At 61.1% G+C, this 17,699-nt stretch carries 21 protein-coding genes and 1 tRNA gene; 19 read left to right on the top strand and 3 right to left on the bottom strand.

What is annotated here, in order from left to right; genetic code table 11:
• Positions 1 to 227 precede the first annotated feature (227 nt).
• The 5 genes from PMI40_RS02085 (at position 228) to PMI40_RS02065 (ending at position 3,607) form a co-directional block, all read left to right on the top strand.
• Positions 228 to 1,364, top strand: coding sequence for a gamma-glutamyl-gamma-aminobutyrate hydrolase (locus tag PMI40_RS02085; RefSeq protein WP_008111606.1), 1,137 nt, complete (start codon positions 228 to 230; stop codon positions 1,362 to 1,364).
• Positions 1,365 to 1,563: 199 nt separating this feature from the next.
• On the top strand, positions 1,564 to 1,872 hold the full coding sequence (locus PMI40_RS02080; protein WP_008111603.1) for a YqjD family protein: 309 nt from the start codon (positions 1,564 to 1,566) through the stop codon (positions 1,870 to 1,872).
• A 9-nt stretch (positions 1,873 to 1,881) separates the two neighbouring features.
• A complete protein-coding gene (locus PMI40_RS02075; RefSeq protein WP_008111601.1) occupies positions 1,882 to 2,286 on the top strand; it encodes a phage holin family protein in 405 nt (134 codons plus the stop codon).
• Between the two features lie 23 nt (positions 2,287 to 2,309).
• Positions 2,310 to 2,723 (top strand): hypothetical protein, encoded by a 414-nt coding sequence (locus PMI40_RS02070; protein ID WP_008111599.1) that lies wholly within the window; start codon positions 2,310 to 2,312, stop codon positions 2,721 to 2,723.
• 173 nt (positions 2,724 to 2,896) lie between these two features.
• Positions 2,897 to 3,607, top strand: a complete 711-nt coding sequence (locus PMI40_RS02065) for an OmpA family protein (protein WP_008111598.1) — start codon at positions 2,897 to 2,899, stop codon at positions 3,605 to 3,607.
• 75 nt (positions 3,608 to 3,682) lie between these two features.
• Here the strand turns inward: PMI40_RS02065 and PMI40_RS02060 are convergent, their stop codons facing one another.
• A complete protein-coding gene (locus PMI40_RS02060; protein ID WP_008111596.1) occupies positions 3,683 to 4,252 on the bottom strand; it encodes a cytochrome c5 family protein in 570 nt (189 codons plus the stop codon).
• 231 nt (positions 4,253 to 4,483) lie between these two features.
• Here PMI40_RS02060 and PMI40_RS02055 point away from each other — a divergent pair.
• Both PMI40_RS02055 and fliD read left to right on the top strand, forming a co-directional pair.
• Positions 4,484 to 4,559 (top strand) — tRNA-Arg (locus PMI40_RS02055).
• 460 nt (positions 4,560 to 5,019) lie between these two features.
• Positions 5,020 to 6,810 (top strand): flagellar filament capping protein FliD, encoded by a 1,791-nt coding sequence (fliD, locus tag PMI40_RS02050; RefSeq protein ID WP_008111595.1) that lies wholly within the window; start codon positions 5,020 to 5,022, stop codon positions 6,808 to 6,810.
• A gap of 23 nt (positions 6,811 to 6,833) precedes the next feature.
• Here the strand turns inward: fliD and PMI40_RS02045 are convergent, their stop codons facing one another.
• Positions 6,834 to 7,676, bottom strand: a complete 843-nt coding sequence (locus tag PMI40_RS02045; protein ID WP_008111594.1) for a response regulator — start codon at positions 7,674 to 7,676, stop codon at positions 6,834 to 6,836.
• A 136-nt stretch (positions 7,677 to 7,812) separates the two neighbouring features.
• On the opposite strand from PMI40_RS02045, the gene PMI40_RS23650 reads away from it, so the two are divergent.
• The 12 genes from PMI40_RS23650 to PMI40_RS01990 all read left to right on the top strand — a co-directional run bounded on the left by PMI40_RS23650 (position 7,813) and on the right by PMI40_RS01990 (position 16,801).
• Complete coding sequence (locus PMI40_RS23650) at positions 7,813 to 8,253, top strand: hypothetical protein (protein WP_157221425.1); 441 nt, start codon at positions 7,813 to 7,815, stop codon at positions 8,251 to 8,253.
• 123 nt (positions 8,254 to 8,376) lie between these two features.
• Positions 8,377 to 8,721 (top strand): ATP synthase subunit I, encoded by a 345-nt coding sequence (locus PMI40_RS02040; RefSeq protein ID WP_008111591.1) that lies wholly within the window; start codon positions 8,377 to 8,379, stop codon positions 8,719 to 8,721.
• Complete coding sequence (gene atpB, locus PMI40_RS02035; protein ID WP_008111590.1) at positions 8,718 to 9,539, top strand: F0F1 ATP synthase subunit A; 822 nt, start codon at positions 8,718 to 8,720, stop codon at positions 9,537 to 9,539. Before PMI40_RS02040 ends, atpB begins: the two co-directional genes overlap by 4 nt.
• Positions 9,540 to 9,611: 72 nt before the next feature.
• Positions 9,612 to 9,857: a F0F1 ATP synthase subunit C gene (gene atpE, locus PMI40_RS02030; protein ID WP_006461334.1), complete on the top strand. Its 246-nt coding sequence runs from the start codon at positions 9,612 to 9,614 to the stop codon at positions 9,855 to 9,857.
• A gap of 75 nt (positions 9,858 to 9,932) precedes the next feature.
• Entirely contained in the window at positions 9,933 to 10,403 is a 471-nt protein-coding gene (locus PMI40_RS02025; RefSeq protein WP_008111589.1) for a F0F1 ATP synthase subunit B, read from the top strand.
• A 1-nt stretch (position 10,404) separates the two neighbouring features.
• Complete coding sequence (locus PMI40_RS02020) at positions 10,405 to 10,938, top strand: F0F1 ATP synthase subunit delta (protein WP_008111588.1); 534 nt, start codon at positions 10,405 to 10,407, stop codon at positions 10,936 to 10,938.
• A 46-nt stretch (positions 10,939 to 10,984) separates the two neighbouring features.
• Positions 10,985 to 12,526, top strand: a complete 1,542-nt coding sequence (gene atpA / locus PMI40_RS02015) for a F0F1 ATP synthase subunit alpha (protein ID WP_008111587.1) — start codon at positions 10,985 to 10,987, stop codon at positions 12,524 to 12,526.
• A gap of 29 nt (positions 12,527 to 12,555) precedes the next feature.
• Positions 12,556 to 13,425: a F0F1 ATP synthase subunit gamma gene (gene atpG, locus PMI40_RS02010; protein ID WP_008111586.1), complete on the top strand. Its 870-nt coding sequence runs from the start codon at positions 12,556 to 12,558 to the stop codon at positions 13,423 to 13,425.
• 50 nt (positions 13,426 to 13,475) lie between these two features.
• On the top strand, positions 13,476 to 14,876 hold the full coding sequence (atpD, locus tag PMI40_RS02005) for a F0F1 ATP synthase subunit beta (RefSeq protein ID WP_008111585.1): 1,401 nt from the start codon (positions 13,476 to 13,478) through the stop codon (positions 14,874 to 14,876).
• 66 nt (positions 14,877 to 14,942) lie between these two features.
• Positions 14,943 to 15,365 carry a F0F1 ATP synthase subunit epsilon gene (locus PMI40_RS02000; protein WP_008111583.1) on the top strand — a complete coding sequence of 141 codons (423 nt, stop codon included), beginning with the start codon at positions 14,943 to 14,945 and terminating at the stop codon, positions 15,363 to 15,365.
• A 153-nt stretch (positions 15,366 to 15,518) separates the two neighbouring features.
• Complete coding sequence (locus PMI40_RS01995) at positions 15,519 to 15,956, top strand: CoA-binding protein (protein ID WP_008111582.1); 438 nt, start codon at positions 15,519 to 15,521, stop codon at positions 15,954 to 15,956.
• Between the two features lie 32 nt (positions 15,957 to 15,988).
• Positions 15,989 to 16,801: a polyphosphate kinase 2 family protein gene (locus PMI40_RS01990; protein WP_008111581.1), complete on the top strand. Its 813-nt coding sequence runs from the start codon at positions 15,989 to 15,991 to the stop codon at positions 16,799 to 16,801.
• A gap of 12 nt (positions 16,802 to 16,813) precedes the next feature.
• Here PMI40_RS01990 and PMI40_RS01985 read toward each other — a convergent pair whose 3' ends face one another.
• Positions 16,814 to 17,608 (bottom strand): transporter substrate-binding domain-containing protein, encoded by a 795-nt coding sequence (locus PMI40_RS01985; protein ID WP_008111580.1) that lies wholly within the window; start codon positions 17,606 to 17,608, stop codon positions 16,814 to 16,816.
• Positions 17,609 to 17,699: the final 91 nt, after the last annotated feature.

Raw genomic sequence — 17,699 nt, 5'->3', positions numbered from 1 at the left:
CCTGTCGTAAACGGAGGGAGTGTGCCACGAAAGCCGGCGTCATGGGCGACGGGTGGGACGTACCGCTTCCTCGCCTTTGCGGCGTTTCTTGCGGCGGGTATCAAAAGCCGGGCATTGCGCTTATACTCGTCCGACCCAAGCCGACCCCGCGCCAATCCGGTGAAGTCAGCCGGTCGGGGCCAGCGCTGACACGCCGCAGTCCACTTATTCATTCGTCATCGCCGCCAATGTCCGATATCCAAGATTCCGAAGCCAGCCAGCCCCGCGAACCCAAGCCGGGCAGTCCCGCGCCCGAACTCCGGCCAGGCGCCGGCGCCGCCAGCCAAGGGCAGGGCAGCGTGCCCCCGGTGGTGCCGGCGGCACCGATCGAACCGGTAGCGGCACCGGCGGCAGTCACTGCCGCCCCGCTCGAGACGGCGTCGGCCGTGCCGCCACACCCTGCGCAGCCAGCCGCGCAACCGCACGCCATTCCGCATTCGCCGCTGCCGCCGCCGTCGCATCACTCCACCGAAGCGCCCTGGGCCCAGACCTGGAACTTGCTGATGGCGCGCTTCAGGGCGTTGTCCGACAAGGCGGGTCGGCGGGTGATGCACCGCACGCTCAAGATCGGCGTGTCGGCCCGTATCTTCCACCCCGAATCCGGTGCCAAGGGCTTGCGCAGCAAGACCTTGCAGTACCTCGAAGAGTCGATTGCCCAGTGGGTCATGTCGCGCGACGTGCTGGTGTTCATGATCCCCACGGTCAACACCAACGGCCTGGTCCACCCCAGCAACATCCGCCTGCGCGACTACGCCAAGAACCTGGATGGGCTGGTGCTGCAGGGCGGGGCCGACGTCTCGCCGCAGAGCTACGCCCAGGCCGCGACCCGGCCGGAATGGAGCGGTGACCGGGTACGCGACATGTACGAGCTCGAACTGCTGCACGAATTCATCGAGGCCGGCAAGCCGGTGCTGGGCATCTGCCGCGGCTGCCAGCTGATCAACGTGGCCTTTGGCGGCACCCTTTACCAGGACATCGCCACCGATGTCCCGACCGCGATCCCGCACGTCAACGACATGTACGACAGCAACTACCACGAGCTGGCCTTTCCGCCGGGGTCGACCCTGGCGCAACTGGTGAGCACCGAGCGCGCCATCGTCAACTCCATCCACCACCAGGCAGTGCGCGATGTCGGACGCGACCTGTCGGTCGAGGCGGTGTCGGGACCGGACCAGATCGTCGAAGCCATCCGTTATCGCAAGGCCCCATTCGTGATGGGCTTGCAGTGGCACCCCGAGTTCCACCGCGCCGGCGGCGCCGAGTTGCTCGATTGCACGCCGATCCTCGACAGCTTCCTGCGGGCCGCGCGCGAAACCCGTTTTTGAAATCGATCGAACTCGGTTGAAACTAATGCAGCAAAGAACCATCGAAGTTTTTTGCGCCGCCACAAATTAGTCCGCTTGCCGCTACCCGCGCGCCGCCGGCCCCGGTAGAATCGGCCAGGGACAGCAGCCAACAGGTGTTGTACTCTTGCCGTGGCAGTGCCCGTTTTTTGTTTAATGGTTTAGAAAAAGGAGAACTTCCATGACCCAATCCGCTGCGCTCAAGACCGTGAGAAACGATATGAAGACCCTGGTGAAAGATGCCCAGATCCTGTTTGCCGAAGCCGCCGCCGCCACTGGCGAAAAAGCCGATGAGCTGCGCGCCAAGGGTCTCACGTTGCTGGAGGCAGCCAGCGAGGCCGCGCACAACGCTCAGCTCGCCGCCATCGAGAAGGGCAAGGTCGTGGTTGCCAAGACCGACGACTATGTACACGAAAACCCATGGCGTGCAGTGGCCATCTCTGCCGGCGTCGGCCTGCTGGTCGGTCTGGTCATTGGTCGCAGCAAATAAGCCGCGCCGATGACCACCCCGCACTCGGATGGTCCCGCCCCGCACCAGCCCGGTAACCCCGGGCTGACCGCGGGTGTGCTGGGCCTGACCAAGAACCTGCTCGGCCTGATCCTCAGTCGCATCGAACTGGCGTCGCTGGAAATGTCTGAAATCGGCGTCAACCTGGTGCGCCTGGCGGTTGTGTTTGCGCTCGCCACCGTGGCGTTGTGGTTTGCCGTGGCGTTCTGGTCGGTGCTGGTGGTCATGCTGGCCTGGGATAGCTGGGGCTGGAAGATCCTGGCGCTGTTCGGCGCGCTGTTTACCGCTGTCACCATCGGCCTGGCGCTGTACGCGCGCGCGACGTTGACGCAAGGCAAGCTGTCGTTGCCGGCCACCATGGCCGAGCTGCGCAAGGACCAGGACGCGTTGCTGTAATGGCCCCACCGGAGAAAAATCGCATGCAAGCGCCCAACAAAGACGGGATGACCCACGAAGAGCGCAAGCGCAAGGTGCTGGCGCAGGGTGCCTTGTATCGGCTAGGGGTAATGGAAGCGCGCGAAGTGGTGCGTGAAAACCTGAGCCCCGAGTCGCTGGCCAAGGGTGCCCTGAGCCGCGTGGCGCATTTTGCTACCTCGTTCGTGGGCGGCGGCAAGACCATGCAATCGATCAAGGCGCTGTCGGCCAGCGGGTTGAGCCTGCGCTCGTTGCAATCGATGACGCCGTTGCTGATGACGGGCGCGTCGCTATTGTCACGGCGGTGGTTGCGCAAGCCATTGATCTACGGCGGCGTGGTGGCCGTGGTCGGCGGCCTGGCCTATTACCTGTCGCGCGGGCGGTCGCGTCCGCCAGAACCGCTTGAAGAGCACGACTGAGTCGCCCGGCGGGTCGCACACATCGAAAGGCATCTGGTAACCCAGGTGCCTTTTTCGTTGGTGCCGTCGATGTGCGGCCAGGAACGTCCGACATGGTTTGCGATCTCATCCCCACCGGCGCCTCAGGCCTGGATAAGAAAGCTGAGAAGGCATTCACCAAAGAAGGAGTTCACATGAACAGATTATCGATAGCAGCACTGGCGGGCGTACTGGCCGTCTCGGGATGCGCCAACATGGACGCGACAGATCGTGGTACCGCCACCGGCGCCGGCATTGGCGCCGGCGTTGGCGGCCTGCTGGGTGCCGTGACCGGCCCCGGAGGTGGCGGGCGTGCGCTGGGTGGCGCAGCCATCGGTGGCGCCATTGGCGCGGTGGCCGGCAATATCTGGTCCAAGCGTATGGAAAGCCAGAAGCAGGCGATGCAGCAGGCTACCCAGGGCACCGGCGTGCAGGTCACCCAGACGGCCGACAATCGCCTCAAGCTCGAGATACCCAGCGACATCTCGTTCGACACCGGCCGTGCCGACATCAAGCCCAACCTGCGCCCGGTGCTCGACCGCTTTGCGTCGACCCTGGTCGAGAACCCGGCCACCTCGGTCACCATCGTCGGTCACACCGACAATACCGGCAGCGACGCCATCAACAACCCCTTGTCCACCGAGCGCGCGGCGCGCACGCGCGACTATCTGTCGACCCGTGGCGTGGCTGCGAATCGTTTCATGATCGAGGGCCGTGGCTCCCATGAACCGGTGGTGGACAATACCAGCGAGGCCAACCGTGCCCGCAATCGCCGCGTCGAGATCTACGTGGCCGAACCCCAGCAGCAGGCGCAGCCGCCGATGCCGCAGCCAGGCAATTATCCACCGCCGCCGCAGCGTTATTGATCATCAGTGCAAACGACAAAGCCCCGATCGCAAGACCGGGGCTTTTTTCATGGCCGCAGGCGATGCACGGCAGCCTTACTTGGCCGCAGGTGCCTGGGCGGCCGGTGCGCCGTCGGCCGCAGGCGCCGCTGCGGGAGTCTTGACCTCGGGTTCCTTGAACTTGGCACCGGACTGGTTGGCCATGTAGACCACGGTGCGCTGGATCTCGACATCGTCCAGGTCGGGGTTGCCGCCCTTGGGTGGCATGGCCCGCAAGCCGTTGATGGCATGCGAGACCAGCTTGTCGTAGCCTTCGGCCAGGCGTGCCTTCCAGGCCGGCTCGTCGCCCACCTTGGGAGCGCCGGCAACGCCGGCGCCATGGCATGCGACGCAGGTGGTCTTGTAGATTTCCTCGCCGGTCTGCAACTGCTTGGGGGTGTTGGCGTCACGGAAGGTGAAGCCTTCGTCGGCCACCGGCTTGATGCGGGTGGCGATCATGTCCGCGGTCTGGCCGTCCGATCCGGCACCGGTCTTCTGGCCGTTGGTCACGTACTGCACCAGTAGCACGATGCAGATGATGGGTACCAGAAAACCCGCCAGGACGGCGGCGATCAACTGCTTCGGCGTCTTGATTGCCGATTCCTGTTCATGCTGAGCTGAGCTCATTAGTCCCTCCGTAATGTTCCTCGAAATTGGGGCGGAAAACGTCGACTCCCTTTGTATCGCCTGGCAATGGACAGAACGGATGACCAGGCAGGGCTATAAATGCGCTTTCTCGCCGGACAGCGCCTGATTATAGGCACAATGCCCGGCCTTTGACACGCAAAATACCCTGATGCAATGGACGGAGTTGCCGAAACCCGGTATCCTTCACGCTCTTCGGTTTTACCCCTCAACGCGGCTGTAGCTCAGTGGATAGAGTATTGGCCTCCGAAGCCAAGGGTCGTGGGTTCGATCCCCGCCAGCCGCGCCACTTCTGTCCTTCCTCGTTTTTCCCGGTCCTGACGATGCCATCTGGCATGTCTTGCCTGCATTCCCGGCACATCTGCAGTCTTGGCCGAATCGCGTCGCAAGCTGATGCTATTGCCGCCAGGCATGCCCGTGTCGAAAAAATTATTGAAAAGGCAACGTATCCTGGGAGATATTATCCGTGGGTGGCGCATCGCCTGCCTTGCGCGATATCAATTGGGCCGCAGCCGCCGTCGCGCGCCATGACACGCCCATTCCCTAAATATATACATACCCTGGGCGGGCAGGGCGGCTGATCGCAAGCGCCCGACGCCGGTGTGCCGTCGTGGATGGTCGTGATCTGTCGCAACCCGATCTCCACACAACGCCCATGGAACGCCAAAGATCTTCTTACAGAATCGAGTCGCATTTCGACGCGCATGTCTTGCGTATCGCACGATGGATTCAATCTGCAAGGAGAAGAAATGGCGACTTCCAGTGGCTCGATTTCAAGTAACGCAGGTCCGCTCAACGTGGCCGACCTGGTCAGCAAATTGATGGAGGTCGAGAGAAAAATCAAGACGGCCCCCTTGGCCAAGGAGGCAGAGGGGATCAATGCCGCCATATCCGCCTACGGCAGTTTCAAGACCGCGCTGTCGACCTACCAGGCTGCTCTCAAGGGCCTCAACCCGGCCACCTTCAGCGCGCTCAAGGCTACCGTCGGCAATGCAGGCGTCGGCGCCAACCTGACCACCGATGCGGTGAGCGCCGAGGTCAACAAGGACGAGCAGACCAAGAAGCTGGCGCAGAAGCTTCAATCGGGCGGCTTCCCGGCCGATCAGGTCTTCACCAGCGGCAGTGTCATGGCCATCAAGGTCGGGACCAACCCGCCTGCCTTCATCACGCTCCGTGCCGATTCGACCCTGGCGGGCCTGCGCGACACCATCAATGCCTCCAAGGCGGGAGTGACCGCCTCCATCACCACCGATGCCGCCGGTCAACGGCTGGTGCTGGAATCGAACACTGCCGGGGTGGCCAATACCATTCGCATCACTGCCACCGGCAGCCTGTCGAGCCTGGCCTATGAGCCGTCAGGCGGCTCGGCATCGGCCGTGACGCAGATCCAGGCGCCCAGGGATGAAACCAAGGCCGCGGTGGGCAGCTATGCGCTGACCGTGTCGCAACTGGCCCAGGCGCACAAGCTGAACTCGATCGGCGTCACCCCCGGAAAGACTTTCGATAGCGGCATCCTGGCCATCAAGTCCGGAAGCGGGTCGACCACCATGATCAAGCCCACCACGAATACGTTGGCCGGTGTGCGCGATGCCATCAACGCCAGCATGGCCGGCGTCAGCGCCAGTATCGTCAACGACGGCAGCCAGGACCGCCTGGTCCTGTCGTCCAATAATACGGGTGCTGCCAATGTGCTCCGTATCACCGGCACCGGCGACTACGCGATGTTTTCGTTCGACCCCGATGCCGCTTCGAGTGCCTCGGGCGCGCCCTCGGAGACGGCGATGGGGCAGGCGGTCGGTGCGCAGGACGCCAGGATCACGATCGACGGCATCGCCGTCACCAGCGCCAGCAACACGATCAAGAATGCGCTCTCGGGGATACAGCTGACCGTGGCGAAGGTGACCGGTGCAGGTGACAAGGTGACACTCAATATCACCAGCGACACCAGTGGTATGACGGCTGCGGCCAATACTTTCGTGACGGCCTACAACGCGCTGGTCAAGACGGTGGGCGAGTTGACCAAGTTCACGCCCAGCAAGACGCTGGGTACCAAGGGTACATCGGCGCCGCTGGCCAACGATTCGACCGTGCGCAACATGATGGCCCAGTTGCGCGGCACCTTGGGTGCGGCCGTGGGGGCGGGCCCGAGCGCGGCCACCCTGTCCAGGATCGGCATCTCGATGACCAAGGGCGCAACGCTGGAACTCGACAGCACCAAGTTCACCGACGCCACCAAGAAGAATTTCGACGCGGTGGAGCAATTGTTCGGGTCGACACAGGGCGTGGTATCCAAGCTGCAGAAGATCCTGGACCAGGCGCTCGGTAGCGACGGCCTGGTCGACAAGAAGAAGGAAGGACTGGAGGTCAGCCGCAGGATTGTCGAAGATCGTTACGACAACGCCGCCCGCCGCCTGGATGACCTGAAGGATCAACTAACGAATAAATACAATCGCCTCAACGTCGCCCTGGCCAAGGCCGAGCAACGCGGCAACTACCTGGTCAGCCAGCTGGGCCAGCTCTCCCAACTCGACAAGCGCTGACGCTGTAACGCCGCCCGCCGGTGTTACTGCCGGTTCCATAGCTTGTAGCCGACGCCACGCACGCCCAAGGGGCAGCCGGTGATGCCGGCCGATTCCAGCTTCTTGCGCAGCTTGCAGATGTGGCTGTCCATGGTGCGTTCCATGCTTTCGCTTTCGGGAAGACAGGCGTCGAGCAACTCGGCGCGGCTGCATACTCGCTGCGGCGACTGGGCCAGGTGCGCCAGCAACTTGAATTCGGTCAAGGTCAGCGGCAGCACCTGCTGCACCTCGTTGTCGAGCACGCTCGCTTCGTGAGCGTCGAGGTCGATAAGCAGTGGGCCGCGCCGCAGCCGCCGCTGGTGGCCGTGGTCCGGCTGTCGGCGTGCGCGCCGCAACACGGCTTGGCAACGCGCGACGACTTCCTCGGGATTGAAGGGCTTGCAAATGTAGTCATCGGCGCCCAGGCGCAGTCCCATCAACTTGTCCAGGTCGTGGGTGAGCGCGGTGAGCACGATGACGGCCGTGTCGCCCCGGCGCCTGATCTCGACCAGCACCGCCCAGCCGTCCACGCGGGGCACGCTGACTTCGAGCAATACCAGGTCGGGCCGCTGGCAGAGATGGCACTCCAGCGCCTGGCGGCCATCGACCGCATGAGTGGTGCGCAGGCCCGCCTGCCTCAGGCGTTCGGCAATGCCGTGCGCCACCTGGGTGTCGTTTTCGACGATCAGGACCAGGGCGGGCGCAGGCTCATGGTTGGGGGGACTAATGGAAGATCCTTGTTGGCTTGTTATAAAAAACAGCGTATCACCGGCGCCGGCCGCCCTGCACCCGCCGGCGCGGCCGGGCGTCAATGCATGGCATATCCGATAAAAATTCAGAACCGCCATTGCAGACTTGCGAGAGGTGTCGCATCCGCGCCGCAAATAACTAACAAGTTAGAGGTGCGGCCTCGACGCCGCGATCTCATCGCCGCGACCAGGCAAGGGGGCCTTTTATAAATTAGTTATATTTCACGAAGGCAACATGGCCAGGCAGGCCAGGCGAAATCCCGGCAGGCGAGCGGTCATGCGGAGCCGCTTCGCTGTGGTGCAGCATGTCGAATTCAAAGGCGAGTCAAGTCATCTGATGACTTGCCATAGACCGGCATCGCTGCCGCACATCCGTCCGGGGATTGCGAGCGCAATGGCCGGTAGCCATAAATCATTGAATTTTCACGCTTTTCTTCTGGCGCGGCGGGCAACTTTTGATTACATTTGCCGCTGCCGCTTTCATTTTCCTCGTTTGTCGCAGGCGGCCCGTCACCAGTGCCGATCCAGAGATAAGAAAAAAAGACCGCAGCGCAACGACGGCAAGGCCGTCTCGGTGGCAACGTTCTCATCGGCAACCATGGTCGCGCCCGATTTGCTGCAATGCGCAAAAACCAAGTCGCAGACTATTTGCCACATCTCGCTGATAAATGGCTGAGATAACGCCGGTATCTGGCAGTAAAAGGTTTGACTAACAGGAAAACCAACCTTTATAATCGCCGGGCTTTTAAGCTGCCGTCTGCTCGTAATGAGTGCGGCGCATGCACGATATTGGATATATATGCTGCGCATCATCCTTTTGCAGCTCGTAACCACGGTCGTCGTTGCATTGGTGGCAAGCATGCTGGGCGGACTTCCGGCGCTGTGGTCTGCCCTGCTGGGCGGAATCTGCTGCGTGGTTCCCAACGCCTTGTTTGCCTTGCGACTCTTCGTCAGCGCACGTAAGCCCGGCGGTACCGACCCGATGGCCTTTTTCTTCGGGGAATTTATCAAGATTGCTACGACTTTCGCACTCATGGGCGCGATCGTTTGGTTGTACCACGGTGTCAACTGGCTCGCGTTTCTGCTGAGCTTCATCGTGGTGCTTAAGAGTTATTTCATTTTACTGTTTAGACATCGACCATGACCGTAGAAGCCGCTGAGCACGCGCCAACAGCCTCCGAATATATCGTCCACCACCTCGGACATTTTTCCACCAGTCATCAAGCCAAGATCGTCGATTTCTCGATCCTGAACGTCGATACCATCTTCTGGTCGATCTTCGCCGGTGTGATCGGCTGCCTGTTCATGTACCTGGCCGCGCGTCGCGCGACCTCGGGCGTGCCGGGTCGTTTCCAGGCGTTCGTCGAGATGGTGGTGGAGATGGTCGAAGACCAGTCGAAGGCCATCGTGCACGGCAACCGCACCTTCATCGCACCGGTGGCGCTGACCGTGTTCGTCTGGGTCGCGCTGATGAATTCGCTCGACTTCCTGCCGGTCGACCTGGCTTCCGGTATCTTCCGGCTCTTCGGCATGGGTGAAATGCATCACCGCATCGTGCCTACCGCCGACCTCAACGGCACCCTGGGCATCGCCCTGGGCGTGCTGGCGCTGATGCTGTACTACAGCGTCAAGATCAAGGGCGCCGGTGGCTTCATCCACGAATTGTTCGCTGCGCCCTTCGGTATCTGGTTGGCACCGTTCAACCTGCTGTTGAACATCATCGAATTCGCCGCCAAGACCGTGTCCCTGGGCATGCGACTGTTCGGCAACATGTATGCAGGCGAACTGTTGTTCCTGCTGATCGCATTGCTGGGATCGACCGCGACTGCATTCGGCTTCATCGGTCACGTCGTCGCTGGTTCTATCTGGGCAATTTTCCACATCCTGATCGTGTTGCTCCAAGCATTCATTTTCATGATGTTGACACTGGTGTACCTGGGCCAGGCGCACGAAGCGCACTAACAAGGCTTGCAGTACCTGTTTTTCAGTTTGTTTTTTGATTTTGTATTTACTTAACTTTTCTAAGGAATTGTCATGACTGATGTCTCTTTCGTTGCTTTGGCTTGCGGTTTGATCATTGGCCTGGGTGCTATCGGCGCTTGTATCGGTATCGCGATCATGGGCGGTAAGTACCTCGAAGCATCCGCACGTCAGCCAGAACTGATGAACACCCTGCAAACCAAGATGTTCCTGCTGGCAGGCCTGATCGACGCTGCGTTCCTGATCGGTGTTGGTATCGCCATGCTGTTCGCATTCGCAAATCCGTTCATCGCCAAGTAATTCGCGCTTCACAGCCGATTCTCATCTTGCCGGACGATTGGTTCCGGCACTCGTTATTCTGAGAAGGAAATTACCGTGAACTTAAATGCAACATTGATTGCTCAGTTCGTGGTCTTCTTCATCCTCGCCGGCTTCACGATGAAATTCGTGTGGCCGCCGTTGATCAAGGCGCTCGACGAGCGCGCCAAGAAGATCGCGGATGGCCTGGCTGCCGCCGACCGCGGCAAGGCTGATCTGGCTGCTGCTGAAAAGCGTGTCCAGACCGAGCTGGCTTCGGCGCGCGATGAAGGCCAGAAGCGTATCGGCGATGCCGAGAAGCGCGCCCAGCTGATCATCGAAGAGGCGAAGAAGACGGCTGCTGAAGAAGCTGCCCGTATCGTTGCCAACGCTCGTGCCGATGCCGAGCAGCAAGTCAACAAGGCGCGTGAAGAACTGCGTGGTGAAGTCGCGACGCTGGCCGTCAAGGGCGCCGAGCAGATCCTCAAGCGCGAAGTCAATGCATCGGCCCACGCCGACTTGCTGAACCAACTGAAGACAGAGCTGTAATATGGCCGAACTTGCAACGATCGCTCGCCCTTACGCCGAAGCCCTGTTCCGTGTGGCCAAGGCCGGCAGCCTGGCAGCCTGGTCCGATCTCGTCTCCGAGATGGCCCAGGTAGCAGCGCATTCCGAGCTCAAGGCCGTGGCGCACAATCCTTCCGTTTCGCACGACAAGCTGGCAGAAGTGTTTGCCGCCGCCGTCAAGACCCCGTTGTCGGTCGAAGCCCAGAACTTCGTCAAGACACTGATCGAAAACGGCCGCCTGACCCTGTTGCCCGAGATCGCCGAGCAGTTCCATGAGCTCAAGAACGCCCAGGAAGGTTCGGCCGATGCCTACATCGTCAGTGCCTTCGAGATGACGGATGCGCAGGTCAAGGACTTGGTCGCCAACCTGGAAAAGAAATTCGGCCGCAAGCTGATTGCCCAGGTGACGGTCGACAACAGCCTCATCGGTGGCGTGCGGGTCGTGGTCGGCGACGAAGTGTTCGATACCTCCGTACGCGCGAAATTGCAGCAGCTGCATGCTGCTCTGGCTGCGTGAAAAGCCTGAGCCTGGCGTAAGCGAATAAAAATTTTTAGGAGTTTGTATGCAACTCAACGCATCTGAAATCAGCGAGCTGATCAAGAGCCGGATCCAAGGCCTTGGCGATACCGCTGAGATTCGCAATCAAGGCACGGTGATTTCCGTGTCCGATGGTATCTGCCGTATCCATGGTCTGTCCGACGTGATGCAAGGTGAGATGCTGGAATTCCCGGGTAACACCTTCGGCCTGGCGCTGAACCTGGAGCGTGACTCGGTCGGCGCCGTTATCCTGGGCGAGTACGAACACATTTCCGAAGGCGACGTGGTCAAGTGCACCGGCCGCATCCTGGAAGTGCCGATCGGTCCGGAACTGTGCGGCCGCGTGGTCAATGCACTGGGCCAGCCGATCGACGGCAAGGGTCCGATCAACACCAAGCTGACTGCGCCGATCGAAAAGATCGCTCCGGGCGTTATCGCTCGTCAATCGGTGTCGCAACCGATGCAGACCGGCCTGAAGTCGATCGACTCGATGGTGCCAGTCGGCCGTGGTCAGCGTGAGCTGATCATCGGTGACCGCCAGACCGGCAAGAGCGCCGTGGCCATCGACGCCATCATCAACCAGAAGGGTCAGAACATGACCTGCATCTACGTTGCGATCGGCCAGAAGGCTTCGTCGATCAAGAACGTGGTGCGCGCACTGGAAGCGCACGGCGCGATGGAATACACCATCGTGGTGGCCGCGACCGCCTCCGAATCGGCAGCGATGCAATACGTGTCGGCCTACTCGGGTTGCGCCATGGGCGAATACTTCCGCGATCGTGGCCAAGACGCCCTGATCGTCTATGACGACCTGTCCAAGCAAGCCGTGGCCTACCGCCAGGTGTCGCTTCTGCTGCGCCGTCCACCAGGCCGCGAAGCCTACCCGGGCGACGTGTTCTACCTGCACAGCCGTCTGCTGGAACGTGCTGCCCGCGTGAACGCCGACTACGTCGAGAAGTTCACCAACGGCGAAGTCAAGGGCCAGACCGGTTCGCTGACTGCACTGCCGATCATCGAAACCCAGGCGGGTGACGTGTCGGCCTTCGTTCCGACCAACGTGATCTCGATCACCGACGGCCAGATCTTCCTGGAAACCTCGTTGTTCAACGCCGGTGTGCGTCCTGCGATCAACGCCGGTATCTCGGTGTCGCGCGTAGGTGGTGCTGCCCAGACCAAGGTCATCAAGGGCCTGTCCGGCGGTATTCGTACCGACTTGGCGCAGTACCGTGAACTGGCTGCGTTCGCGCAGTTCGCTTCCGACCTCGACGAAGCGACCCGCAAGCAGCTGGACCGCGGCGCCCGTGTGACCGAACTGCTCAAGCAAGCCCAGTATTCGCCGCAATCGATCTCGTTGATGGCCGTGTCGCTGTTCGCGGTCAACAAGGGTTTCATGGACGACGTCGAAGTCAAGAAGATCCTGGCCTTCGAAGCCGGTCTGCTCAACTTCGTCAAGACCAGCCACGCCGACCTGTTGAAGAAGATCGAAGATACCAAGCAACTGGACAAGGACGCTGAAGCTGCATTGGCTGCTGCCATCGCTGACTTCAAGAAATCCGGCGCGTACTGATCTTGCCCAGGCTATAAGGAGTCTTACTCATGGCTACAGGTAAAGAGATACGTGGCAAGATCAAGAGCGTAGAAAATACGAAGAAGATCACCAAGGCGATGGAAATGGTCGCGGCATCCAAAATGCGCAAGGCGCAGGACCGGATGCATGCTGCCCGCCCATACAGCGACAAGATCCGCAATATCGCGGCCAACCTGTCGCAGGCCAATCCGGAATACACGCATCCGTTCATGGTCAAGCAGGATACCGCCAAGCGCGTTGGTTTCATCGTCGTCACGACCGACAAGGGTCTGTGCGGCGGCATGAACACCAACTCGCTGCGCCTGCTGACCTCGAAGATTCGTGAACTGGAAGGCAAGGGCCTTGCAATCGAGACCGTTGCCATCGGCAACAAGGGTCTGGGTTTTCTGAATCGTATTGGCGCCCGTGTGGCCGCCAACGTGACGCAACTGGGCGATACGCCTCATCTGGAAAAGCTGATCGGCCCCGTCAAGGTGCTGCTCGACGCCTACCAGGAAGGCAAGCTGGACGCGGTGTACCTGGTGTACACCAAGTTCATCAACACGATGCGCCAGGAAGCCACCCTGCAACAGCTGCTGCCGCTGACCAGCGACAAGCTCAAGGCTGATGAAGGTTCGCATTCCTGGGACTACATCTACGAGCCCGATGTGCAAAGCGTGGTCGACGAGTTGCTGGTGCGTTACGTCGAAGCACTGATCTACCAGGCTGTCGCCGAAAACATGGCGTCCGAGCAATCGGCGCGGATGGTGGCGATGAAGGCTGCGAGCGACAATGCCGGCAGCGTGATCGGAGAGCTCAAGCTGGTCTATAACAAGACCCGCCAGGCAGCGATCACCAAAGAGCTGTCGGAAATCGTCGCCGGTGCGGCTGCGGTCTGACGTCACGCACGCGAATCAGAATTTAAATTTTACCTATTGAAGGAACGAAAATGGCTGATGGCAAAATCGTTCAGTGTATCGGCGCTGTGGTGGACGTGGAGTTCCCGCGCAATGCGATGCCCAAGATTTACGATGCCTTGAAATTGGAAGGTTCTGACCTGACCCTGGAAGTCCAGCAACAGCTGGGCGACGGCGTGGTTCGTACCATTGCCCTGGGTTCGTCTGACGGCCTGCGCCGCGGCCTGACCATCACGAACACCGGCAAGGGAATCACCGTGCCGGTCGGCACCGCGACCCTGGGCCGCATCATGGACGTGCTGGGCAATCCGATCGACGAATGCGGTCCGGTGAGCCACGCGCAAACCGCCCAGATCCACCGCAAGGCTCCTGCGTACGACGAATTGTCGCCATCGCAGGAACTGCTGGAAACCGGCATCAAGGTGATCGACCTGGTGTGCCCGTTTGCCAAGGGCGGTAAGGTGGGCCTGTTCGGCGGCGCCGGCGTGGGCAAGACCGTGAACATGATGGAACTGATCAACAACATCGCCAAGGCGCACAGCGGTCTGTCCGTGTTCGCCGGTGTTGGTGAGCGTACCCGTGAAGGTAACGACTTCTACCACGAAATGGCAGAAGCCAAGGTGGTGGACCTGGAAAACCCGGCCAACTCCAAGGTGGCCATGGTTTACGGTCAGATGAACGAACCTCCGGGCAACCGTCTGCGCGTGGCGCTGACCGGCCTGACCATCGCCGAAGGTTTCCGCGATGAAGGCAAGGACGTGCTGTTCTTCGTCGATAACATCTATCGCTACACGCTGGCCGGTACCGAAGTGTCGGCACTGCTGGGTCGTATGCCTTCGGCCGTGGGCTACCAGCCTACCCTGGCTGAAGAAATGGGCCGTCTGCAAGAGCGCATCACATCGACCAAGACCGGTTCGATCACCTCGATCCAGGCCGTCTACGTGCCAGCCGATGACTTGACCGACCCGTCGCCTGCCACCACCTTTGCCCACTTGGACTCGACCGTCGTTCTGTCGCGTGACATCGCTTCGCTGGGTATCTACCCTGCGGTCGATCCACTCGATTCGACTTCGCGCCAGCTGGACCCGCAAGTGGTCGGCCAGGAACACTACGAGACCGCACGTGCGGTCCAGGGTACCCTGCAGCGCTACAAGGAACTGCGCGACATCATCGCCATTCTGGGCATGGACGAACTGGCTCCGGAAGACAAGCTGCTGGTGGCGCGTGCACGTAAGATGCAGCGTTTCCTGTCGCAACCATTCCACGTTGCTGAAGTGTTTACCGGTTCGCCCGGCAAATACGTTTCGCTCAAGGACACGATCAAGGGCTTCAAGATGATCGCCAGCGGCGAACTCGATCACCTGCCGGAACAAGCGTTCTACATGGTCGGCACGATCGACGAAGCAATCGAAAAAGCCAAGAAGATCAACTAATCGGATTGGTTGATCCTGGGCGCCATTCCCGCGCAAGCGGGGATGGTCAACCGGATAGGAAACGACATGGCACATACAATTCACGTTGACGTGGTCTCGGCCGAAGAAGAAATCTTCTCCGGCGAAGCCGAGTTCGTCGCGTTGCCGGGTGAAGCGGGCGAGCTGGGGATCTATCCCCGTCACACGCCGCTGATCACGCGCATCAAGCCGGGCGCCGTTCGTATCAAGGTGCCGGGCCAGGCAGCCGACGAGTTCGTGTTCGTCGCTGGCGGCTTGCTGGAAGTGCAGCCGGATTCCGTGACCGTGCTGGCCGACACCGCGATCCGCGGCGCCGACCTGGACGAAGCCAAGGCAGCCGAAGCCAAGAAACTGGCTGAGGAAGCACTGGCCAATCGCGATTCCAAGATCGACTATGCAGCAGCCCAGGCCGAACTGGCCGCGGCGGTGGCGCAGTTGGCGGCGATCCAGAAGTTGCGTCAAAAGCGCTGATTCATCGGCGCTGCCGTTCTTTGCAGCGGTGGGCATCATCTTCGAAAGGCAGCTTCGGCTGCCTTTTTTCATGGGTGCCCGAATCGAGCGGGCCCTGTCGCATCGGCGGGATTGGGGTAAAGTCGTGGGACCTACCGCAACCCAGGAGCACAGATGGCAGCAACGCTTTCCTCATCCTCGACGGCCAAGCCGATGATCGCCGTGGTCGGCCTGTCCAACCGCCCCGAGCGCGCCAGCTTCGATGTTGCCGCCTATATGCAGCAAGCGGGCTATCGTATCGTCGCCGTCAATCCCATGTATGCAGGCCAGACCATACTCGGCGAGACCTGTTACGCCAGCCTGCCGGAGGCCGCCACCGCGCTGCAGGCACAAGGCCAGCGTATCTCGATCGTCGACTGCTTCCGCAAGTCGGCCGACATCCCGCCGGTGGTCGACGAGGCCATCGCCATCGGCGCCGATTGCGTCTGGATGCAACTCGACATCGTGCATGAAGCGGCGGCCGCCCGCGCCCGCGCCGCCGGCCTGACGGTCATCATGGACAAGTGCATCAAGATCGAGCACCGTGTCGGCAACCACCTGGGCGTCCTGTAGTCGACCTTCCATCACAAGCATAAAGGGACCTCATGGCAAAGAAGATTGCTCCTGGCTTTACCGTCGATTCGAAGACATCGATCAAGGATTCGCAGGCGGGCGCCCAACCCCTGTCCAGCGGCGACAAGCAGGCCGACCGGGCCGAGGTGGGCCGCCTGGCCGAGGCCATCGGCCTGCAGCAGCAGATGCTGTACGCCAGCCGCACGCACAAGGTGCTGGTGATCCTGCAGGGCATGGATACCAGCGGCAAGGATGGCACCGTCAACGATGTGTTCGCCGGCGTCAATCCACAGGGTATCCGCATTGCCAACTTCAAGGCGCCCAGTGCGATCGAGCTGCAGCACGACTACCTGTGGCGGATCCACCAGCAGGTACCGGTGGCCGGCGAGATCGCGGTATTCAACCGCAGCCACTACGAGGACGTGCTGATCACCAGGGTGCATGGCTGGATCGACGAACGCCAATGCAAGCAGCGCTACGCCCAGATCAACGACTTCGAGCGCATGTTGAGCCAAACCGGTACCGTGATCCTGAAGTTCTTCCTGCACATCTCCAAGGCCGAGCAGAAGAGTCGCTTGCAGGCACGCATCGACGACCCCGGCAAGCACTGGAAATTCGAGATGGGCGACATCGAGGAGCGCAAATTCTGGGACGATTACCAGCGCGCCTACCAGAATGCGCTGCGTGCCACCAGCACCGACCACGCACCCTGGATCCAGGTGCCGGCAGACTCCAAGACCCATCGCAACCTGGTGGTGGCCAATGTGGTGCTGGAGACGCTGCAGGGCCTGAAGTTGAAGTTTCCCGATCCCAAGCCGGAACTGAAGAAACTCAAGTTCGACTGACGTCGCTGCGGCCTATTTCAGCCACTTGTCGAATATCCGCTGGTACTCGCCGGTCTCCTTGGCCAGGTGCAACCAGGCATCGACGTACTCCTTGAAGGCCACATCGCCACGCGGCAGCATGAAGGCCTTCTCGGCAAATTGCAGCGGGTGCTCGGGGGTGACCGGGCACAGTTCGGGATGCAGCTTGGCTTGCCACAGCGTCTCGCTGGCGTCGGTCACCATCACGTCGGCGCGGCCATCGACGATCTGCTGGAAGATGGTGACATTGTCGGGATGCAGCAGCAGCGTGGCGCGCTTGTAGTTGGCGCGCGCGAAGCGCTCGTTGGTACCGCCGGGATTGACGATGGCGCGCGTGCCCGGCTGGTCGATGGCGTCGAAGCTGTTGAATTTCTGACGGTCGGCGCAACGCACGATGGGCGACTTGCCGTCGACCATGTGCGGCGCCGAGAAGGCCGCCTTCTTCTGCCGCTCCAGCGTGATCGATACCCCGCCCATGGCAACGTCGCATTGTGCGACGAAGTCATTCATCAGCGTGCTCCAGGTGGTCTTGACGAATTGCGCCTCAACGCCCAGCGATTTGGCCAGCGACTGTGCCAGTTCGACGTCGATGCCCTCGAATTGCTGGTCGGGACGATAGAAGGTGAAAGGCTTGTAGTCGCCGGTCATGCAGATCCGCAGCTTGCCCGAGCCGAGCACCCGGTCCAGCCTGGAGGCAACAGCGTCGGCGTCGGCGGCCAGCGCAGGTTGAAACAGCAACGAGGTAAGGGCGAGGCCGGCCAGCAGCACGGCGTGGATGAGCTTGATCATGTTGTCTCCATGGGTTTTGTTGGCGATGCCATCTGTTTTTTGCGCCATGATCATAGCAGGTGCGGGTGCCCCTGTAGGACATCGCGCCGAT

Source organism: Herbaspirillum sp. YR522, from assembly GCF_000282575.1.
Classification (GTDB): domain Bacteria; phylum Pseudomonadota; class Gammaproteobacteria; order Burkholderiales; family Burkholderiaceae_D; genus Herbaspirillum.
The sequence above is the reverse complement of the archived record's forward strand: the minus strand, read 5'-3'. Positions and strand labels throughout refer to the sequence as shown.

Bases quoted from the DNA above. Each gene is read 5' to 3' on its own strand.
- PMI40_RS02000 (WP_008111583.1), top strand. From the start codon at position 14,943: ATGGCACATACAATTCACGTTGACGTGGTCTCGGCCGAAGAAGAAATC.
- atpA (WP_008111587.1), top strand. From the start codon at position 10,985: ATGCAACTCAACGCATCTGAAATCAGCGAGCTGATCAAGAGCCGGATC.
- PMI40_RS02045 (WP_008111594.1), bottom strand. From the start codon at position 7,676: ATGGCGGTTCTGAATTTTTATCGGATATGCCATGCATTGACGCCCGGC.
- fliD (WP_008111595.1), top strand. From the start codon at position 5,020: ATGGCGACTTCCAGTGGCTCGATTTCAAGTAACGCAGGTCCGCTCAAC.
- atpE (WP_006461334.1), top strand. From the start codon at position 9,612: ATGACTGATGTCTCTTTCGTTGCTTTGGCTTGCGGTTTGATCATTGGC.
- PMI40_RS23650 (WP_157221425.1), top strand. From the start codon at position 7,813: ATGGCCAGGCAGGCCAGGCGAAATCCCGGCAGGCGAGCGGTCATGCGG.
- PMI40_RS01985 (WP_008111580.1), bottom strand. From the start codon at position 17,608: ATGATCAAGCTCATCCACGCCGTGCTGCTGGCCGGCCTCGCCCTTACC.
- PMI40_RS01995 (WP_008111582.1), top strand. From the start codon at position 15,519: ATGGCAGCAACGCTTTCCTCATCCTCGACGGCCAAGCCGATGATCGCC.
- atpG (WP_008111586.1), top strand. From the start codon at position 12,556: ATGGCTACAGGTAAAGAGATACGTGGCAAGATCAAGAGCGTAGAAAAT.
- PMI40_RS02040 (WP_008111591.1), top strand. From the start codon at position 8,377: ATGCTGCGCATCATCCTTTTGCAGCTCGTAACCACGGTCGTCGTTGCA.
- PMI40_RS02020 (WP_008111588.1), top strand. From the start codon at position 10,405: ATGGCCGAACTTGCAACGATCGCTCGCCCTTACGCCGAAGCCCTGTTC.
- PMI40_RS02080 (WP_008111603.1), top strand. From the start codon at position 1,564: ATGACCCAATCCGCTGCGCTCAAGACCGTGAGAAACGATATGAAGACC.
- PMI40_RS02065 (WP_008111598.1), top strand. From the start codon at position 2,897: ATGAACAGATTATCGATAGCAGCACTGGCGGGCGTACTGGCCGTCTCG.
- PMI40_RS02085 (WP_008111606.1), top strand. From the start codon at position 228: ATGTCCGATATCCAAGATTCCGAAGCCAGCCAGCCCCGCGAACCCAAG.
- PMI40_RS01990 (WP_008111581.1), top strand. From the start codon at position 15,989: ATGGCAAAGAAGATTGCTCCTGGCTTTACCGTCGATTCGAAGACATCG.
- PMI40_RS02060 (WP_008111596.1), bottom strand. From the start codon at position 4,252: ATGAGCTCAGCTCAGCATGAACAGGAATCGGCAATCAAGACGCCGAAG.
- atpB (WP_008111590.1), top strand. From the start codon at position 8,718: ATGACCGTAGAAGCCGCTGAGCACGCGCCAACAGCCTCCGAATATATC.
- PMI40_RS02070 (WP_008111599.1), top strand. From the start codon at position 2,310: ATGCAAGCGCCCAACAAAGACGGGATGACCCACGAAGAGCGCAAGCGC.
- PMI40_RS02075 (WP_008111601.1), top strand. From the start codon at position 1,882: ATGACCACCCCGCACTCGGATGGTCCCGCCCCGCACCAGCCCGGTAAC.
- atpD (WP_008111585.1), top strand. From the start codon at position 13,476: ATGGCTGATGGCAAAATCGTTCAGTGTATCGGCGCTGTGGTGGACGTG.